The organism is Mesorhizobium sp. M1B.F.Ca.ET.045.04.1.1, assembly GCF_003952465.1.
GTDB lineage: Bacteria > Pseudomonadota > Alphaproteobacteria > Rhizobiales > Rhizobiaceae > Mesorhizobium > Mesorhizobium shonense.
This window is the reverse complement of sequence record NZ_CP034448.1, coordinates 7,153,630-7,170,846: the sequence shown is the minus strand read 5'-3', so window position 1 is coordinate 7,170,846 and position 17,217 is coordinate 7,153,630. Positions and strand designations below refer to the sequence as shown.

General features: G+C 64.8%; 12 protein-coding genes. 8 read left to right on the top strand and 4 right to left on the bottom strand.

Annotated features, from left to right (window positions below):
• Nucleotides 1–125: 125 nt before the first annotated feature.
• Genes EJ071_RS35395 through EJ071_RS35385 form a run of 3 tightly spaced genes read left to right on the top strand, consistent with a single transcriptional unit; the run spans nt 126 to nt 3,012 of the window.
• Complete coding sequence (locus tag EJ071_RS35395; protein WP_126101989.1) at nt 126–1,298, top strand: glycosyltransferase; 1,173 nt, start codon at nt 126–128, stop codon at nt 1,296–1,298.
• Nucleotides 1,295–2,089, top strand: coding sequence for a WecB/TagA/CpsF family glycosyltransferase (locus EJ071_RS35390; RefSeq protein ID WP_126101988.1), 795 nt, complete (start codon nt 1,295–1,297; stop codon nt 2,087–2,089). The genes EJ071_RS35395 and EJ071_RS35390 overlap by 4 nt, the downstream gene beginning before the upstream one ends.
• A complete protein-coding gene (locus EJ071_RS35385) occupies nt 2,086–3,012 on the top strand; it encodes a DUF6492 family protein (protein WP_126101987.1) in 927 nt (308 codons plus the stop codon). Before EJ071_RS35390 ends, EJ071_RS35385 begins: the two co-directional genes overlap by 4 nt.
• Nucleotide 3,013: 1 nt before the next feature.
• Here EJ071_RS35385 and EJ071_RS35380 read toward each other — a convergent pair whose 3' ends face one another.
• Complete coding sequence (locus tag EJ071_RS35380; RefSeq protein ID WP_126101986.1) at nt 3,014–4,309, bottom strand: lipopolysaccharide biosynthesis protein; 1,296 nt, start codon at nt 4,307–4,309, stop codon at nt 3,014–3,016.
• Between the two features lie 199 nt (nt 4,310–4,508).
• Between EJ071_RS35380 and EJ071_RS35375 the strand changes: the two genes are divergently transcribed.
• From EJ071_RS35375 to EJ071_RS35355, 5 genes are all read left to right on the top strand, one after another.
• A complete protein-coding gene (locus EJ071_RS35375; RefSeq protein WP_126101985.1) occupies nt 4,509–6,818 on the top strand; it encodes a GumC family protein in 2,310 nt (769 codons plus the stop codon).
• A 201-nt stretch (nt 6,819–7,019) separates the two neighbouring features.
• Nucleotides 7,020–7,919: a bifunctional methylenetetrahydrofolate dehydrogenase/methenyltetrahydrofolate cyclohydrolase FolD gene (gene folD, locus EJ071_RS35370; protein WP_126102853.1), complete on the top strand. Its 900-nt coding sequence runs from the start codon at nt 7,020–7,022 to the stop codon at nt 7,917–7,919.
• A 52-nt stretch (nt 7,920–7,971) separates the two neighbouring features.
• Nucleotides 7,972–8,934 (top strand): GlxA family transcriptional regulator, encoded by a 963-nt coding sequence (locus EJ071_RS35365; protein WP_126101984.1) that lies wholly within the window; start codon nt 7,972–7,974, stop codon nt 8,932–8,934.
• 89 nt (nt 8,935–9,023) lie between these two features.
• Nucleotides 9,024–10,679 carry a VWA domain-containing protein gene (locus tag EJ071_RS35360; RefSeq protein WP_126101983.1) on the top strand — a complete coding sequence of 552 codons (1,656 nt, stop codon included), beginning with the start codon at nt 9,024–9,026 and terminating at the stop codon, nt 10,677–10,679.
• Between the two features lie 299 nt (nt 10,680–10,978).
• A complete protein-coding gene (locus tag EJ071_RS35355) occupies nt 10,979–12,565 on the top strand; it encodes a GMC family oxidoreductase N-terminal domain-containing protein (protein ID WP_126101982.1) in 1,587 nt (528 codons plus the stop codon).
• 240 nt (nt 12,566–12,805) lie between these two features.
• On the opposite strand, the gene edd is transcribed toward EJ071_RS35355, so the two are convergent.
• From edd to zwf, 3 genes are all read right to left on the bottom strand, one after another.
• Entirely contained in the window at nt 12,806–14,629 is a 1,824-nt protein-coding gene (gene edd, locus EJ071_RS35350) for a phosphogluconate dehydratase (protein WP_126101981.1), read from the bottom strand.
• Nucleotides 14,630–14,693: 64 nt separating this feature from the next.
• Nucleotides 14,694–15,410 carry a 6-phosphogluconolactonase gene (gene pgl, locus EJ071_RS35345; protein WP_126101980.1) on the bottom strand — a complete coding sequence of 239 codons (717 nt, stop codon included), beginning with the start codon at nt 15,408–15,410 and terminating at the stop codon, nt 14,694–14,696.
• Nucleotides 15,392–16,861 (bottom strand): glucose-6-phosphate dehydrogenase, encoded by a 1,470-nt coding sequence (zwf, locus tag EJ071_RS35340; RefSeq protein WP_126101979.1) that lies wholly within the window; start codon nt 16,859–16,861, stop codon nt 15,392–15,394. Before zwf ends, pgl begins: the two co-directional genes overlap by 19 nt.
• Between the last annotated feature and the right edge of the window lie 356 nt (nt 16,862–17,217).

The window sequence follows — 17,217 nt, the reverse complement described above, 5'->3', positions numbered from 1 at the left end:
GATAACGCTTCGTTAATCACCTTTCACGGCGAGGTCAGCGAAACCTCGGCTTTCAGCCTTTGACGGTGCCATTTAATCAAGGCTTCACCGCGTTTTGCTACCGGCTACACCAATGGATAGGTGAGATGCATCTGCTGTTCGCCACATCGATCGTGCCCGACGGCGCCCTCGCTTCGGGCTACGAGATTGCCAACGCCGCGATCATCGAAGCGCTGCGGCGTGCCGGCGCGCGCGTGACGGTGATCGGTTTCAACTGGCCGGGAAAGCCTGCCGTCGATCCTGAGAACACCATCGTCCTCGGCGCCATCGACGTGCGTACCGAAAGCGCCTCGCCGCTGCAGAAGCTGGCCTGGGTGGGCAAGGCGATGCGCATGGGTCTTACCTTTGCCTCCGTCAAACTGCGCGTCGTTTCCGCTGCGGATGTCCACGCGGCGATCGAGCACGCCGGCCCGTTCGACGGCTATGTCCTCAATTCCGTGCAATTTGCCGGCGCCTTCGAAAGTGTCCTGGGCGACCGGCCGTCGATCTTCGTCGCGCACAATGTCGAGCACCGCTCGGCTGAGGAGAACGCCGCAGCGGCCGGCAGCGTCCTTCAACGCTGGCTGTTCCGCCGTGAGGCTAGGCTGCTCGAGGTCATTGAGAAGCGTCTGTGCCGCGCAGCGCGCTTCGTCTTCACGCTGGCCGAAGAGGACCGCGCGGCGCTCGGCGTTGCGTCCGACGACCGCTCGGCAGTGCTGCCGCTTGTGACGCGCGCCGAGGCGCCGGCGAACAAAGGCCCGCGCCGCGTCGACTGCGACGCGGCTCTGATCGGCACCTGGACCTGGCAGCCCAACCGCATCGGGCTCGACTGGTTCTTGACCAAGGTCGCCCCGCATCTTAAGGCGGATTTCCGCATCAGGATCGCCGGCAACATGCCGTCGGGCGTGACGTCGACGCATCCCGGCATCCAGTTCGTCGGAAGGGTTCCGGACGCCCAGGCTTTCGCGCGCGGCGGCGCGGTCGTTCCGCTGATCAGCACCGCAGGCAGCGGCGTGCAGCTGAAAACCATCGAGACTTTCGAGCTTGGCCTGCCTTCCGTCGCCACCAGCCGCTCGCTGCGCGGCATCGGCTATCGGCCGCAAAACTGTGTCGTGACCGATGATCCTGTCGCCTTCGCTTCGGCGCTCGAGGCGGCGGCGGCCGATGTCCGCGATGTCGACGGCAGCGCCTTCCATCGCCGGCAGGCGAGGGCGCTCGATGCCGCGATCAGGCTTGGGCTGGAGAAGCTCGGCGCCATCAGGCGGGAGGTCGCGGCATGAACATGCATGCCGCCCGCTCCGCCTTCGGCTTCGACACGCTGAAGACGATTCTCGGCATCTCCGTCCTTGCCATTCGCTGGGACGATGCCGTCGCGCTGCTTTCCCGGCTGGTCGCCGAGCGGCGCTTCACCAAGGTGAGCTTCCTCAACGCGCACAATGCCAACCTCGCCTGCAGCGATCCGGTGTTTGCCGAAGCGCTCGACGACTTCCTCGTGCTGCCGGACGGCGTCGGCGTCGACATTGCCGCAAAGCTGCTCTACGGCGCGCCTTTCCCCGACAATCTCAACGGTACCGATTTCGTGCCCGCCTTTCTGCAGGCATCGACGCGGCCGCTGACCGTGGCGTTGCTTGGCGCGACGCGGGTCAATGCCGAGGCGGCGTCCGTCAAGCTTTCGGCGCTCGCCGTGCAGCACAAATTCGTGGTCGTCCATGACGGCTATTTCTCCGCCGCCGAGGAGCCGGCGATCGTCGCGCGCATCGCCCGGCTGCGGCCGGACGTCTTGCTGGTCGCCATGGGTGTGCCGCGCCAGGAATTGTGGATCGCGCGCCATATCGATGCCCGTCACTGCATACTGCCGATCGCGGTCGGCGCGCTGCTCGATTTTCTGAGCGGCACCGTGCCGCGCGCGCCGCTGTGGATGCGGCGCCTACGGCTCGAATGGCTGTTTCGCCTCTGGATCGAACCCGGCCGCCTGTGGCGCCGCTACGTGGTCGGCAATCCGCTCTTCCTGTGGCGTGTCCTCAAGCAGAAATTGTCGCACGGACCGCGGCCAGCGGAGGCGCGCCGTTGAACAGCCGCTTCGTGCCCGATGCCGCCGCCAGGATCGAGCCGCTGCCGCGCACGCCTTCGGCCGCGGTCGTGACGGCGAGCTACGCGCCGGATTTCGAGCGCTGCCGGCTGTTGTGCGAGACGATGGACCGCCATGTGACCGGCGTCGCGCGGCACTACATCCTCGTCGAGCCCCGTGACATGGCGCTGTTTCGTCAGCTTGAGGGCAGCCGCCGCACGATCGTCGACGAGCGGAACCTGCTGCCACGCTGGCTATACGTTTTTGACGATCCGCTCAGCCTGTTCCGCCGCCGTATCTGGCTGAGTTTCAGGACCCAGCCGCTGCGTGGCTGGCACGTGCAGCAGCTTCGCCGCATTGCCATTGCCGCGCATGCCAGGGAGGACGTGCTCGTCTTTTGCGATTCAGACGTCGCCTTCCTCAAGCCGTTCGATGCGAACGCCTTCTGGCGCGACGGCAAGGCGCGACTGTTCCGGCGCGATGGCGTGTTGGCCGACGACGGCCACGACGAGCATCGCATCTGGTCGCGCAATGCCGGCTCCGCGCTCGGCATCGACCCGGCGAAGCTTCCGACCCACGATTACATCTCGACGCTGATCGCCTGGCGCCGTGAGACGGTAAATGCGATGCGCGAGCGGATCGAAGAGACGCACGGTCGCGACTGGGTCAGCGTCGTCGGCTCGGCGCGCAAATTCTCCGAATGCATGCTCTACGGCCGTTATGTCGACGACGTGCTGGAAGGGGCGGGTCATTTCCATGGCTCAGAAGAATTCTGCCGCGTCCACTGGAACGGCCAGGCGCTGTCGGATGACGAGTTCCGCCGCTTCGTCGACACCATGGCGCCCGAGCAGGTGGCGATCGGCATGCAATCCTTCATCGGCACCGATGTCGGCCGCATCCGCCGGCTGATCGGGCTCGACCGCTAAATCAGATTGCCTTGGCTGGCCTGCGCATCGCCGAGTAGGTCAAAAGCATCGAGGCGAGATAAAGCAGCAGGAAGACGATGTTGAGCGACAGCACCAGGTTGGACGTGTCGGGGATCGTCGTCAGCACATAGGTGAGCAGCACCGCCTTGAAACCGGCGAGCAGGCCGAGATTGATCGCCCGCACCGCGGTCTGGCCGCGCGCGAACAGCAGCTCGGCTTGGTATTCGACGAGATTGCGCAAGCCGGGCACGCACACCGCCAACGCCACCAGGGGTGCTGCCTCGGCGACATTCTTGCCGAGCGCATTGGGGAAGAAATGCAACACGATGCCGAGCGACAGGAGCGCCAGCGTCGAGACCAGGAACACGCCGCCTTCGATGCCGCTCTTGACTGCCAGCCGGGACAGAAGTTCGGGCGCGCGCATCATGCGCTGCACCAGCATCATCGAGAAGGTGCGGATCGGGATTGCGGTGAGGTCGACCAGCCGCATGATGATGGCGTAGATGCCGGCGAGGTGCGGTCCACCGATCGACAGCACCAAAAGCTTGTCGAACTCCATCTGCAGATAGAACAGCACCTCGGCCCCCGCGACATAGAGGGAATCGGCGAGGCGCCTGAAATAGAGCTCGGTGCGTAGCCTGAGCCGCTGGCGTGGGTAGAAGAAGACGAAGGCGACGATCAGCGAGGCGGTGTTGGCGCCGATATAAAACCACGACCAGACGCCGATGGTGCGTTGCGCGGCGAGCATGAACAGCACCGCGCCGACTGCCCTGAGCGCCGTCGCCAGGATCGTGAGCACCGCCGCGCGGCCGAACTTGCCAAGACCGTTGTTGACGATCAGCACCACCTCGACCGGTCGCCACAGCAGCGCTTCGGCAAAGACGACCGCGGCGAAGACCGACAGCGGCACCGTGCCGGCGAAGAAGATCAGATAGACGCCATAAGAAGCGGCGGCGAGCGCCGGCAGCGAGGCCACACCGAGCAGCAGGAAGCCGGCGGTGAAAGTGCCGATCAGATTCCGGCGGATCGTCGCCGTGCGATAGAGCGCCGAGATGAAGCCGAAGGCGAGGATGCGCGACAACATCACGCCTGCCGCCGAGGCGGTGGCGAACATGCCGAATTCGCTGATCGACAGCGTGTTGGCCAATGCCACGAAATAGGCGAGCGAGAACACCAGCCGCCCGCCGGCGCCGCTGATCGCCGAGAAATAGTCTAAAACCAGCCTCCGGCGCGCGGCCACGAAATGGCCGATCCGCGCGAGCGTCCGCCTTTGCGGTATGTCGCTGGTCTGGGTCATAGATTAGCCGAAGCATAGGCCGGAAAGCTTAACGTGCCGTTCTGGCAGTGCCCCGGCGGCTTGGGAAAAGGCTGCAATCAGGACGAGAAACTGTGGTTCCCTGGCTCCAAAATTAACCTTTTATTTTCCATGCCTGTTTAGCGTGACTTAACGATTGGCCGACCGCCGCTCCAAGCCGCCAGAGAGTAAGTTCCAGGACATGGTCGACAGGGATAACCGTGACGATTGGAAGCGCGAGCGCTCTTTGCTTGCGCTCGGCCGGGCCGTGCGCGGCGAGGACAGCCCGGACGCATCGCTGGTTTCCATCGGCGACAAGGCCAACCCGTCTTGGCGCGAGGATGCCGCCGCGCGCCACCGCGCCGCGCGCTTCGAGCGCGAAGGGCGGTCGAGCCCGCAGCCCGCGAACACCGACGAGCCCGGCCAACCTCAGGTCGATCCGATTTCGGAAACGATCCGGGCCGAGGACGGCTGGGCGGAGCGAGCAGTCCATCCGCAGATCGGACAGCGCGAAGAGAACCGTCCGCCGGACAATTCCTCTGCGGCCACGTTCGAACCGCGCTATGCGGAACCTCGCTACGCAAGCCGGCCGTCGGCCGGCACCGACGCACAGGAATGGAAACCGCTGATCGACCCGATGCAGGTCGTTCGCGGTATCACCCGTTCCAAGGCGCTGATTCTTTCGACGACGATCCTGGGGGCCGCGCTCGGCATCGCCATCGCGCTGTCGACGCCGAAGAAATATGAGGCCACCACCGAGGTCATCGTCGACCCGCGCGACCTCAAGCTCACCGACCGCGACCTGACGCAGAACGTGATCGCCTCGGATGCGACGCTCGCCATCGTCGAGAACCAGGCCCGCATCCTCACCTCTGGCGCGGTCCTCAACAAGGTCGTCACGGATCTCAACCTCACCAATGATCCTGAGTTCAACGGCCAGGGCAAGGGCGGCATCGGCCTGATGTCGATGCTCCGCTCGATCCTGTCGCGGCAGGATGGGCAGGGTCCTGCCGACGAGGCGCGCCGGCGTGCGCTGGCGGTCGGCAATCTGGCGGAAAGCCTGGACGTCGAGCGGGGCGGCAAGACTTTCGTCGTCTCGATCACCGCCACGACCGAGAGCCCCGACAAGTCGGCCCTGATCGCCAACACCATGAGGACTGCCTTCCAGCAGATATCCAGCGAACTCCAGTCCAACACGGCGGGCCGCGCGAATGACGAGCTCACGGCCAGGCTCGACGAATTGCGCAAGGGCGTCGAGGCTGCCGAGCGCAAGGTCGAGGATTTCAGGGCCACGCATGATCTTGTCGACGCCCAGGGTCACCTGATCAGCGACGATCAGATGCTGAAGCTCAACGAGCAGCTCTCCGTCGCCCGCGCCCGCACGCTCGAGCTCAATGCCCGCGCCGCCTCGGCCCGCGCCTTGAACGTCAACGCGGTTCTCAACGGCACCTTGCCGGAAGAGATCAACTCCAACACGATGGGCGAGCTGCGCTCGCAATATGCGGCGCTGAAACAGGAAGCCGATCGTGCCGCCATCAAGTTCGGGCCGCGGCATCCGGAGCTGCAGGCGCTCAACGCCCAGCTTGCCGGCGCGCGCGAACGCATCGGCGCCGAATTGCAGCGCATCGCGTCCTCGCTGCAGGTCGAGCTGAAGCGCTCCGTGCAGCTCGAGCAGGACCTTGCCTCGCGTCTGGCGCAGGCCAAGGTGCAGAGCGGCGACGTCAACAACGACCTGGTTTCGCTGCGCGAGTTCGAGCGCGAGGCCGCCGCCAAGCGCTCGGTCTACGAGCAGTTCCTGCTGCGCGCCAAGGAAACCGGCGAACAGAAGGACATCAACACCGCCAACATCAGCTTGATTTCGGAAGCCTATGCGCCGCTCGAGGCCAAGGGCCCGTCGCGCGCCGTCAAGGCGCTGGCCGGCCTGCTTGCCGGCTTCCTCGCCGGCATCGGCCTCGGCGCGCTGCGCGGCGTCTATGCCAGCCTGCGCGAGACGGCGGGCACCCGCTCACGCCGCAGGCCCGAAGAGCGTGCGCCGGCTTTCGAGGACAAGGCATATCGCGCGGCGCCGCCGAGCCCTCCGCCGCCAGCGCCCCCGCCAGTTGCACCGTTCACATCATCGCCTGTCCCCGCCAATGAGGCCGGCCGGCCGGGCTTCTTCGGATCGCTGACTTCGCTGCGCAACTTCATGCTGCGCAGATCGGACGAGCCGACTGATGCCGGCTTGGACCGGCGTGCTGGCGCCCGGAACGCGCCGCCATCGAACCTTGGCTTCGGGGCGCCGTCTCAGCAAACCCACACCTATAGTCCGGACTACCCGCAACCCGCGGGGCCATCCGACGACGCGTACGCCTCGTCGGCGGCACCTTCCCATCCGCAACCGCCGGTCGCCGAGGCGCGCCAGGCTCCAGACGACCAGCAGAGCCAGGTCGACGAGCTCCGCGCCAGCCTGCGCGAGTTCCGCGAGGCGGTGCGCGACCTGACCGAAAGCCGCACGCGCCGTCGCTATTTCTAAAGGGCGCAGCCTCCGATAAAAGCGGCCGGTTTCGGGTTTACGGCATCCGACGACGTTTTGACGGGATTGCCCTGTCGAATTTTCGTGAAAATGCCGCGCGGCATTCGATCGCCCGCGCTCGGCGCCTGGCGGATCGCGATGCCGGATTGAGGATCAGGGCTACGCGTGAGCGCGGCCATAGAACAGTGTTGAAGGTGAATGATGGCCGAAGTGATCGATGGAAAGAGTGTCGCCGAAGACGTGGTTCAAAAGGTCAAGGCGCTGACATCAGAGCTGTCGGCCAAGGGCGCGACCCGACCCGGTCTGGCGGTTGTGATCGTCGGCGAGGACCCGGCGAGCCAGGTCTATGTCGCCTCGAAATCGCGCACGGCCAAGGAGTGCGGCTTCCATTCGCTCCAGCACACGCTGCCGGCCGAGACCACCGAGGCGGAGCTGCTCAAGACCATCAGCGACCTGAACGCCGATCCGTCGGTTCACGGCATCCTCGTGCAGCTGCCGTTGCCTGGCCATATCGATTCCGGCAAGGTCATCCAGACGATCGCGCCCGAGAAGGACGTTGACGGCTTCCACTTCATCAATGTCGGCAAGCTTGGCACCGGCGAGTTGGAGACGGCATTCGTGCCCTGCACGCCGGCCGGCTCGATGCTCTTGATCGAGCGCGTGCGCGGCAAGGATCTTTCCGGCCTCAATGCCGTCGTCGTCGGCCGCTCCAACATCGTCGGCAAGCCGATGGCCAACTTGCTGCTTGCCGCCAACTGCACCGTCACCATCGCCCACAGCCGCACCAGGGACCTGCCGGCGCTCGCCCGCACCGCCGATATCCTGGTCGCCGCCGTCGGCCGCCCGGAAATGGTCAAGGGCGATTGGGTCAAGCCGGGCGCCACTGTCATCGACGTCGGCATCAACCGCATTCCCGCCCCGGAAAAGGGCGAAGGCAAGTCGCGGCTGGTCGGCGACGTCGCCTATGCCGAAGCGGCCAAGGCCGCCGGCGCCATCACGCCCGTGCCCGGCGGCGTCGGGCCGATGACCATTGCCATGCTGATGGCCAACACTGTAGCTTCCGCCTACCTCGCGGCCGGATTGAAGCGGCCGTCCTTCTGATCAGAAAGCCTTAGCGTTGCCGAACCTATCTGCCTCCGTTGAACGGCCGGTCATGAACGATCCCGTTCAAGGGGGGCGGCAGTTCGGCTTCCTTCTGGTCGACAAGTTCTCGATGTTCTCGCTTGCCGCGGCGATCGACTGTTTCCGTTCGGCGAACCGGTTGCTTGGTCGCGACTTTTACGGCTGGACGACGATTTCGGCGGATGGCGACGCGGTCATGGCCTCCAACGGCCTGCCGCTCAAGATCGACTATTCCGTCGCCGATATGCCGCCGGTCGACATCCTGTTCGTCTCGGTCGGGCTCACCACAGAATTCCCCGGCAAGAGCAAGGTGTTGGCGGCGCTGCGCAGCTGGGGCCGGCGCGGCAACGCGCTCGGTGCGCTGTCGGTCGGCTCCTACCTGCTCGCCGAGGCCGGCCAGCTCGACGGCTACCGCTGCACCATCCATTGGGAAAACCGCGCCGGCTTCATGGAGCGCTTTCCCGACATCACCTGCACCGGCAATGTCTTCGAGATCGACCGCAAGCGCTACACCTGCGCCGGCGGCACCACCTCGATCGACCTGATGCTGGAGATCGTGCGCGGCGATTTCGGCTCCAACCTTGCCAATGGCGTCGCCAACCAGTTCCAGCATGAGCGCATCCGCTCGGCCGGCGACCGCCAGCGTGTCGGTCCCGAGCGCGATCTCACCGGCAAGTCGGAGAAGCTGAGACGCATCGTTGAGCTGATGGCCGACCATCTCGATGAGCCGCTGTCGGCGGTGCAGCTTGCCAAGTCGGCGGGCCTGTCGGTGCGCCAGGTCGAGCGGCTGTTCCTGCGCCACCTCAATGTCACGCCCGGCCGCTACTACATGCGGCTGAGATTGGAGCGAGCGCGCGAATTGCTGCGCCAGACCAATATGCCGATCCTCGACGTGGCGATCGCCACCGGCTTCACCTCGCACTCCTATTTCGCGCAGAGCTACCGGCTGCAGTTCGGCCGTCCGCCGTCGGAAGAGCGCCGCACCACCTACTGAGCGACTTTGCTGGCAGTCGGGCTTGTCTCCAAAGGCCGCCTCAAATAGCTTTCCCGGCGCGGACACGGGGGCTCACTCAGGAGATTTTCATGGCGGGACTGGCACGGAGCGTCGCTACGGCGATCCTCCTTTTGTTGACGACCACGTTTGGCTTTGCCGCCAACAAGGTCATCATCATTCTCGATGCATCAGGCTCCATGTGGGCCCAGATCGACGGCAAGCCGAAGCTGGAGATCGCGCGCGAATCGCTGCGTACGGTGCTGCAGTCGGTGCCGGCCGACGACGAGATCGGCTTCATGGCCTACGGCCATCGCCAGAAGGGCAGCTGCGAGGACATCGAGCTGATCGTGCCGCCGCAGGCGGGTTCGGCAAGCGCGATTTCGGCCGCCGCCGACAGCATGAAATTCCTCGGCAAGACGCCGCTGACGGCCGCGGTCAAGCAGGCCGCCGAGGCGCTCAAATACACCGAGGACAAGGCCACCGTCGTCCTCATCACCGACGGGCTCGAGACCTGCGGCGGCGATCCGTGCGCGCTCGGCAAGGAGCTGAAGGAAACCGGCATCGACTTCACCGCCGACGTGGTCGGCTTCGGCCTGACCGCCGACGAAGGCAGGCAGATCGCCTGTCTCGCCGAAAATACCGGCGGCAAATACATCCAGGCGTCGGACGAGAAGGCGCTGCAGCAAGCGCTGGTGGAGACCGTGGCGGCGCCGGCTCCCGCGCCTGAGCCCGCTCCAGCCCCCGCGCCGGCGCCCGAACCGGCCAAGCCTGAATTCAATTTCATGCCGAGCGTGGTCATGGCCGAGGGCGGCGATCCGATCACCGACGGCAATGCCTGGGAGATCTATAAAGCCGCGGCCGACGGCACGCGCGGCGATCAGGTCATGACCGAGTATGGCGAGCTGAAAACCAACCTCGAGCCGGGCGACTATGTCGTCGTCGGGCGTGACGACGAGGCAAGGAGCGAGCAGAAGATCAAAGTCGAGGCCGGACAGACCTACAGCCCGCTGTTCACGCTGAACGCCGGCACCCTGGTCATCCACCCGCATGCGAGCCAGGGCTCGGAGATCAGCGGCGAGGCGCGCGTCGACTTCAACTATCCGGGTGGCAACACCACCCACTATGGCGACGCCAAGGCCACCGTGCCTGCGGGCGAGCAGAAGGTGACAGTGCAGATCGGCGCGGGCACCGCAACGGAGACCGTCCAGCTTGCCGCCGGACAGACCGTCGAGAAGGATGTCGTTGTCGGCGTCGGTCATGCGGTGCTCAACGCCTACTACACCGCCGGCGGCGACCAGGCCGACAATTCCGGCATCGGCTTCGAGATCGTCAAGGCCAAGAAGCAGATCGACGGCTCGCGCGAGAGCGTCGAGCACTCCTACGGTCCCGACAGCAAGTTCTGGCTGCCGCCGGACGATTATGTCGCCATCACCACGCTCGATCTCGCCGTCGTCGAGCAGCCCTTCAGCATCAAGGCCGGCGACAATCAGGACGTGAAGGTGGCGCTCGACGCCGGCGTGCTGGCGATGTCGGCGCCCGGCGCCTATTCGATCGAGGTGTTCTCATCGAAGAAGGACATCGAAGGCAAGCGCAAGTCGCTTGGGCTAAGCTATGGCGATAGCTGGCAGCAGACGATTCCCGCCGGCGACTATGTCGTCGTGCGCCACATGTCCGACCAAGGTCAGGACAAGGAAATGCCGGTGACGATCAAGGCCGGCGAGCGGACCGAGATCACGGTTCAATAGGCGCTGTAGCTAGTGGTAAAAACCTAACGCTTGATACCCACAGGGAATGGCGGGAAACAACCCCTTGCAGACCTTCCCTGAAGGCGGGTCAAGGGAGGGTCGTGACCCAACTCGGACGTTCGCCCCGCTCGCGCCTACGGCAGCGCATGGGCCTGGCGGTCATCACTAACCGAATGAGCAAGGCAGTAAAGGCCGCGAACTCCCTTTCACCCTTCGCTGGAATATTAGCGCTCGCTTATGCGGCGCCGGGGGGCTAGAGTTCGCATGGGCCGTGCCACGTCGGCCCAAGGGTGGTCCTGATGTCGTTCGATTACATCATTGTCGGCGCCGGATCAGCCGGCTGCGTGTTGGCCAACCGACTAACCGAAGATTCAGATCGCACGGTCCTGTTGATCGAGGCGGGCGGCGAACCAGACCCCAGGCTCGCTCACATTCCGGGAGCCGCTTCGTGGATGCAGAACTCCAGGGCCGATTGGGCCTTTTCCACTACGCATCAGCGTGAACTGTTCGACAGGCGCATCGCCTATCCAAGAGGTCGCGTTGTAGGCGGCTCAAGCATCCTCAACTACATGGTCTACATCCGCGGCAACTCGGGTGACTACGGCCAGTGGGCCCAGTTCGGCAACCACGGCTGGTCCTACGATGACGTCCTGCCCTATTTCATACGTGCAGAAGCCAACGCCGCGATTGACGACATGTACCACGGGACAGACGGTCCGCTCAGTGTCGAGACCAACCCGCATCGGCACCCGCTCTGCGAGAAGTTCATCGAGGCTGCGGTCTCCGTCGGCCATCGGTTCAATCCCGACTTCAACGGCGCGGTTCAGGCTGGTTGTGGCTACTATCAGGCGACGTTGAGAAACGGACGACGCTGCAGTACGGCTTCGGCTTATCTCGATCCAGCGCGTTCTCGTCCCAACCTGACCATCATAAAGCAGGCGCTCGTCACCCGCGTCGTCGTCGAGAAAGGCCGTGCTCGAGGCGTCGAATACTTCGCTGACGGCCGCCGCCTCGAGGTCGCTTCCACCGACGGCGAAGTCATCCTGGCGGCCGGCGCGATAGGTTCTCCACATCTTTTGATGCTCTCAGGTTTAGGACCCGCCGACCATCTAAAGGCGAAAGATGTGGAGGTCGTCGCAGACCTGCCGGGTGTTGGACAGGACCTCCAAGATCACATCAGCCCGGGCACCATAAGCGGCTGGGTCAAGGACCCGGATGCCGTCTACGGCCAGGTTCCATTGAAGTTCGATGATGCCGTGACCGAGTTTGAGGAAACCGGGGGTGGCCTGCTGGCAACCCATTATCTTGATGTGGGCGCTTTTATGTCGGTTGACCCCGGCGAGGCTTACCCATCTCTGCAGACCTTCTTCTATCCGGGGATCTCCGAATTTTGCCGCACAGATGGCGTACCTGATCGACGAAGGTTTGGCGTAGGCGGCTACGTCTGCAAACCAGGCAGCCTCGGTAGTGTGACGCTTGCCTCTGGCAGCCCGCTCGACCCGCCGATTATCGACCCAAATTACTTCTCTGATCCGAACGACCTGCGCCTGTCAATCGAACTGGTCCGCAAAGACCGCGAAATCCTGAACGCAGCGCCGTTCAACGATATCCGGCGGGGCAACGCAACGCCTGACACCGATGATCCGAAAGGGATCGCCACCTTTGTCCGTCAGAACGCGTCAACCACTTGGCACCCAACCAGCACTTGCCGGATGGGAATCGATGAGCGCGCCGTTGTCGGGCCCGACCTGCGCGTGAACGGATTAGAGGGGCTCAGCGTCTGCGATGCGTCAGTGATGCCGTCAATGGTGAGCGGCAACACTAATGCGCCCGTCATCATGATAGCTGAAAAAGGTGCCGATATACTGAGGTCGAGACGTATATAAGCCGCGATCGTGAGCGAACGCGCTACTTTGTTGCCAAATACTACCAAACGGAAGCGACATGCTTGGCCCACGGAGCAATAGCCGCTTCTGGCGCTGGTTGGTTGTCTGGTTAATCGGACGTACGACAAGAAACCACCCGTTGCGGTCGTGTCGTCGGGTATCAAGCGTCAGATTTTCACCACTAGGCAGAAAAAGGGCGGCTCGGAGCCGCCTTTTTTGTAAGGCACATTGGGGAAGAAATCAGGTGTTTGCGAACGCTGCGGCGCCGTGGTCGGCGCGTCCGACCAACTGCCGGAAGCCGGCGAACAGCTCGCGGCCGAAGCCGAACTCGTTGCCGATGAGATCGGCATCGGCTGTCCGGCGCAGCGCGAATTCCGTCCCGGGCACCAGCACTTCCAGCGTGCCGGCATCGGCGTCGAGGCGGATGATGTCGCCGTCATGGATCCTGGCGATCGGCCCGTCCTCGACCGCTTCCGGCGTCACATGGATCGCCGCCGGCACCTTGCCGGAGGCGCCGGACATGCGCCCGTCCGTCACCAGCGCGACGCGCTGGCCGCGGTCCTGCAGGATGCCGAGCACGGTGGTCAGCTTGTGCAGTTCCGGCATGCCGTTGGCCTTCGGCCCCTGGAAGCGGATGACGGCGACGAAGTCGCCGGTGAGCGTGCCGGCCTTGAAGGCATCGTTCAGCCCCTGCTGGCTGTCGAACACCTTTGCCGGCGCCTCGATGACGCGCCGCTCGGGCTTGACGGCCGAGGTCTTGATCACGGCATGGCCGAGATTGCCGGCAAGCACCTTCAGGCCGCCGGTCGGCTGGAACGCCTTCGCGAACGGCGCCAGCACCTTCTCGTCGCCGCTCTCCAGCGGCGCCGCTTCACGCAAGACGCTGCCGTCGGCGCCGAGCTTCGCCTCGACCGCATAGGGCCGCAAGCCTTCGCCCCACACCGTCTGCACGTCCTCATGCAGGATGCCCTCGTCAAGCAGCTCGCGGATCAGGAAGCCGAGCCCGCCCGCGGCGTGGAAATGGTTCACGTCGGCGAGCCCGTTCGGATAGACGCGGGCCAGCAGCGGCACGGCTTCCGAGAGGTCGGAAATATCCTGCCAGGTGAGCGCGATGCCGGCCGCCGCGGCCATCGCGATCAGGTGGATGGTGTGGTTGGTCGAGCCGCCGGTGGCGTGCAGCCCGACCACGCCGTTGACGATCGAGCGCTCGTCGATCATGCGCCCGATCGGCGTGTAGGCGTTGCCGAGCGCGGTGATCGCCAGCGCGCGCTTCGCCGCTTCCCTGGTCAGCGCGTCGCGCAGCGGCGTGCCTGGATTGACGAAGGAGGCGCCGGGCGTGTGCAGGCCCATTATCTCCATCAGCATCTGGTTGGAATTGGCGGTGCCGTAGAAGGTGCAGGTGCCCGGCCCGTGGTAGGATTTGGATTCCGCCGCCAGCAGCTCGGCGCGGCCTGCCTTGCCCTCGGCATAGAGCTGGCGGACCTTGGCCTTCTCGTCGTTCGGGAGGCCCGACGTCATCGGTCCGGCCGGGATGAAGACGGCCGGTAGGTGGCCGAAGGTCAGCGCCGCGATCACCAGCCCCGGCACGATCTTGTCGCAGACGCCGAGGAAGACGGCGGCGTCGAACATGTTGTGCGAGAGGCCGATCGCGGCCGCCATGGCGATCACGTCGCGTGAAAACAGCGACAGTTCCATGCCCGGCTGGCCCTGGGTGACGCCGTCGCACATCGCCGGCACGCCGCCGGCGACCTGGGCGATGCCGCCGGCCTCGCGCGCGGCTTCCTTGATCAGCGCCGGAAACGTCTCGAACGGCTGATGCGCCGACAGCATGTCGTTGTAGGAGGTGATGATGCCGAGGTTCGGCACGCGGTCGCCGCCGAGCGCGACCTTCTCCGACGGGCTGCAGACGGCAAAGCCGTGCGCGAGGTTGCCGCAGGAGAGCACCGCGCGGTTGGCGGCGCGGCCGGATGCCTCCGCGATGCGGCCGAGATAGGCTTCGCGGCCGGCTTTCGAGCGTTGGCGGATGCGTTCCGTGATGGCTTCGATGTCGCGTCTGGCTGTCATGGTCGGTCCTTTCGAGCCCCGGAAAACGTCCTCCCACAGCCTCCGGAGCTGTTCCTTGGTGAAATCAGGGTGCCCAGAACACCTCTACCGGTATCGGCGCGGCCTCGAGCACTTCGCGGATGGGCTTCTTCACGCCCGCTCCCATCGCGCCGTCGAAGGCGGTGCGCTTGTCCTCGCCTTCGATGTGGAGCGCGATGAAACCGGCGGCAACGATCCGCGCCATCGACAGCGTCAGCCTCGGCTCGCCGGCGCTCGGCGCGTGCACCGGGACCACGATCCGCTGTGAGGACGGGTCGAGCAATTCAGCGAGATTGCCGGCATCGGGAAAGAAGGAGGCAGTGTGGCCGTCGGCGCCCATGCCGAGAACGACGACGTCGAGCGGCCATGCCAAGGACTGCAAGGCCTCGCTGTCCGAAGCCGCCGCGGCCTCGATGCTGGCCGCTTCATGGTAGAGCGGCACGAAGTGCGCTGCCGCCGCCTTGCTCTGGAGCAGCTTGGCCGCCACCAGGCCGGCATTCGAGCGCGGCGAGGTGGGCGGCACGAAACGCTCGTCGACCAGCGTCACCGTGACCTTGTCCCAGGCGATCGGTATCGAGGACAGCGCGGCGAAGAATTTTGCCGGCGTCGTGCCGCCGGATACGGCGAGCAGCGCCGTGCCGCGCTCGGCAATCGCCTTGGTCAACCGGGCGGCGACGTTGCCGGCAAGGGCTGCCGCCAGCTGCTGGCGGTCGGCAAAGCCGTTCCAGGCGTAGGCGGCCCCGCTCAATTGCTCTCGTGCCATGTCCGTCCGTCACGTTCGATGAGCGCGATGGAGGCCGAGGGCCCCCAGGTGCCCGCCGTATAGCCCTGCGCTTCCTGCCTTGCGCTTTCCCAGGCATTCTGGATCGGGTCGATCCATTTCCAGGCCGCCTCGACCTCGTCCCGGCGCATGAACAGCGTCTGGTTGCCGCGCACCACATCCATGATCAGCCGTTCATAGGCGTCCGGCGCCCGGCCTTGGAACGACTGCGCGAAGCTCATGTCGAGCGAAATCTGGCGCAGGCGCATGCCGCCCGGCCCCGGGTCCTTGATCATGATGAACTGCTTGACGCCCTCGTCCGGCTGCAGGCGGATGACGAGCTGGTTGGCGAAGATCGGTCCGGCGCTTTCGCCGAAGATCGAATAGGGGATCGGCTTGAACTCGATGACGATCTCCGAAACGCGTGTCGCCAGCCGCTTGCCGGTCCTCAGATAGAAGGGAACACCGGCCCAGCGCCAGTTGCCGATCTCGGCCTTGATGGCGACGAAGGTCTCCGTGTCGCTGGTCTTGCCCAACTCCTCGACATAGCCTTTGACGGCTCCGCCGGCCGAGGCGCCGGCGCGATACTGGCCGCGCACGGTGTGCTTGGGCGCCTCGTTGCCGTTGATGCGCTTCAATGCCCTCAGCACCTTCAGCTTCTCGTCGCGCACGGCATCCGCATCCATCGACGACGGCGTTTCCATGGCAACCAGGCAAAGCAATTGCAGGATGTGGTTCTGCACCATGTCGCGCAGCGCGCCTGCCTTGTCGTAGTAGGTGACGCGGTCCTCGAGACCCACGGTCTCGGCTACCGTGATCTGCACATGATCGATATGAGCCGAGTTCCACAGCGGCTCGTAGAGCGCATTGGCAAAGCGCAGCGCCATCAGGTTCTGCACCGTTTCCTTGCCGAGATAGTGATCGATGCGGAAGATCTGGCTTTCGTGGAAATCGTCGCCCACCGCGTCGTTGAGCGCGCGCGCCGAGGTGAGATCCCGCCCGATCGGCTTCTCCAGCACGATGCGCGAGTTCGGTGTGATCAGCTTGTGCTCTTTGAGCTGGTGCGAGATGTCGCCGAACAGCGCCGGCGCCACCGCGAGATAGAAGGCGCGGATGCGGTCGCTGTCGCCGATCGCCTTCTTGAGCTTGTCGAAACCGGCGCCCGTGGTCGCGTCGGCCGAGACATAGGAAAGCCTGGCCAGGAAGCTCTCCAGCTCCTTGGTATCGACATCGGCGGGCTTCACATGCTGGGATATCGCCTTCTTGGCGAAGGCCTGGAATTCGGCATCGGTCATCTTCGCGCGCGACGTGCCGATGATGCGCGTCGGCTCGGAGAACTGGTGACCGCACTGGCGATAGTAGAGCGAGGGCAGGAGCTTGCGTTCCGACAGGTCGCCGGTGCCGCCGAAGATGATGAAGTCGAAGGGGTCGACGGGGATGATCTGGCTGGTCATGGTCAGTCCGGTTTGATGCCGCTAGCCGGTAGCGGGGCTGATATATTCTAATCGATTTAAATCGTCTAGTGCCTTGGTGTCGCATCAAGGGCCAATCGCGGGGGATTGATTGGGTCTAGACGTGCCCCTGATACTGGCGCTACCGGAAGGCTTGTCGGCAAGCGATGTCTTCCGGCAGCGTTCGCAGCTGCAACATAGAACGTGAATGTGACGAAAGCCAATGCATGTCGCCTAAAAGTGCGCAGCGGTTTTTGGAGAACGACATGCATCAAAACGAGGATGCATGTCGCCCAAAAGTGCGCAGCGGTTTTGGAGAACGACATGCATCAAAACAAGGATGCATGTCGCCCAAAAGT

Excerpts from the sequence above, each read along its gene's own strand:
- pgl (WP_126101980.1), bottom strand. The coding sequence starts at position 15,410 with ATGGCACGAGAGCAATTGAGCGGGGCCGCCTACGCCTGGAACGGCTTT.
- zwf (WP_126101979.1), bottom strand. The coding sequence starts at position 16,861 with ATGACCAGCCAGATCATCCCCGTCGACCCCTTCGACTTCATCATCTTC.
- folD (WP_126102853.1), top strand. The coding sequence starts at position 7,020 with ATGGCCGAAGTGATCGATGGAAAGAGTGTCGCCGAAGACGTGGTTCAA.
- EJ071_RS35395 (WP_126101989.1), top strand. The coding sequence starts at position 126 with ATGCATCTGCTGTTCGCCACATCGATCGTGCCCGACGGCGCCCTCGCT.
- EJ071_RS35355 (WP_126101982.1), top strand. The coding sequence starts at position 10,979 with ATGTCGTTCGATTACATCATTGTCGGCGCCGGATCAGCCGGCTGCGTG.
- EJ071_RS35390 (WP_126101988.1), top strand. The coding sequence starts at position 1,295 with ATGAACATGCATGCCGCCCGCTCCGCCTTCGGCTTCGACACGCTGAAG.
- EJ071_RS35380 (WP_126101986.1), bottom strand. The coding sequence starts at position 4,309 with ATGACCCAGACCAGCGACATACCGCAAAGGCGGACGCTCGCGCGGATC.
- EJ071_RS35375 (WP_126101985.1), top strand. The coding sequence starts at position 4,509 with ATGGTCGACAGGGATAACCGTGACGATTGGAAGCGCGAGCGCTCTTTG.
- EJ071_RS35360 (WP_126101983.1), top strand. The coding sequence starts at position 9,024 with ATGGCGGGACTGGCACGGAGCGTCGCTACGGCGATCCTCCTTTTGTTG.
- EJ071_RS35365 (WP_126101984.1), top strand. The coding sequence starts at position 7,972 with ATGAACGATCCCGTTCAAGGGGGGCGGCAGTTCGGCTTCCTTCTGGTC.
- edd (WP_126101981.1), bottom strand. The coding sequence starts at position 14,629 with ATGACAGCCAGACGCGACATCGAAGCCATCACGGAACGCATCCGCCAA.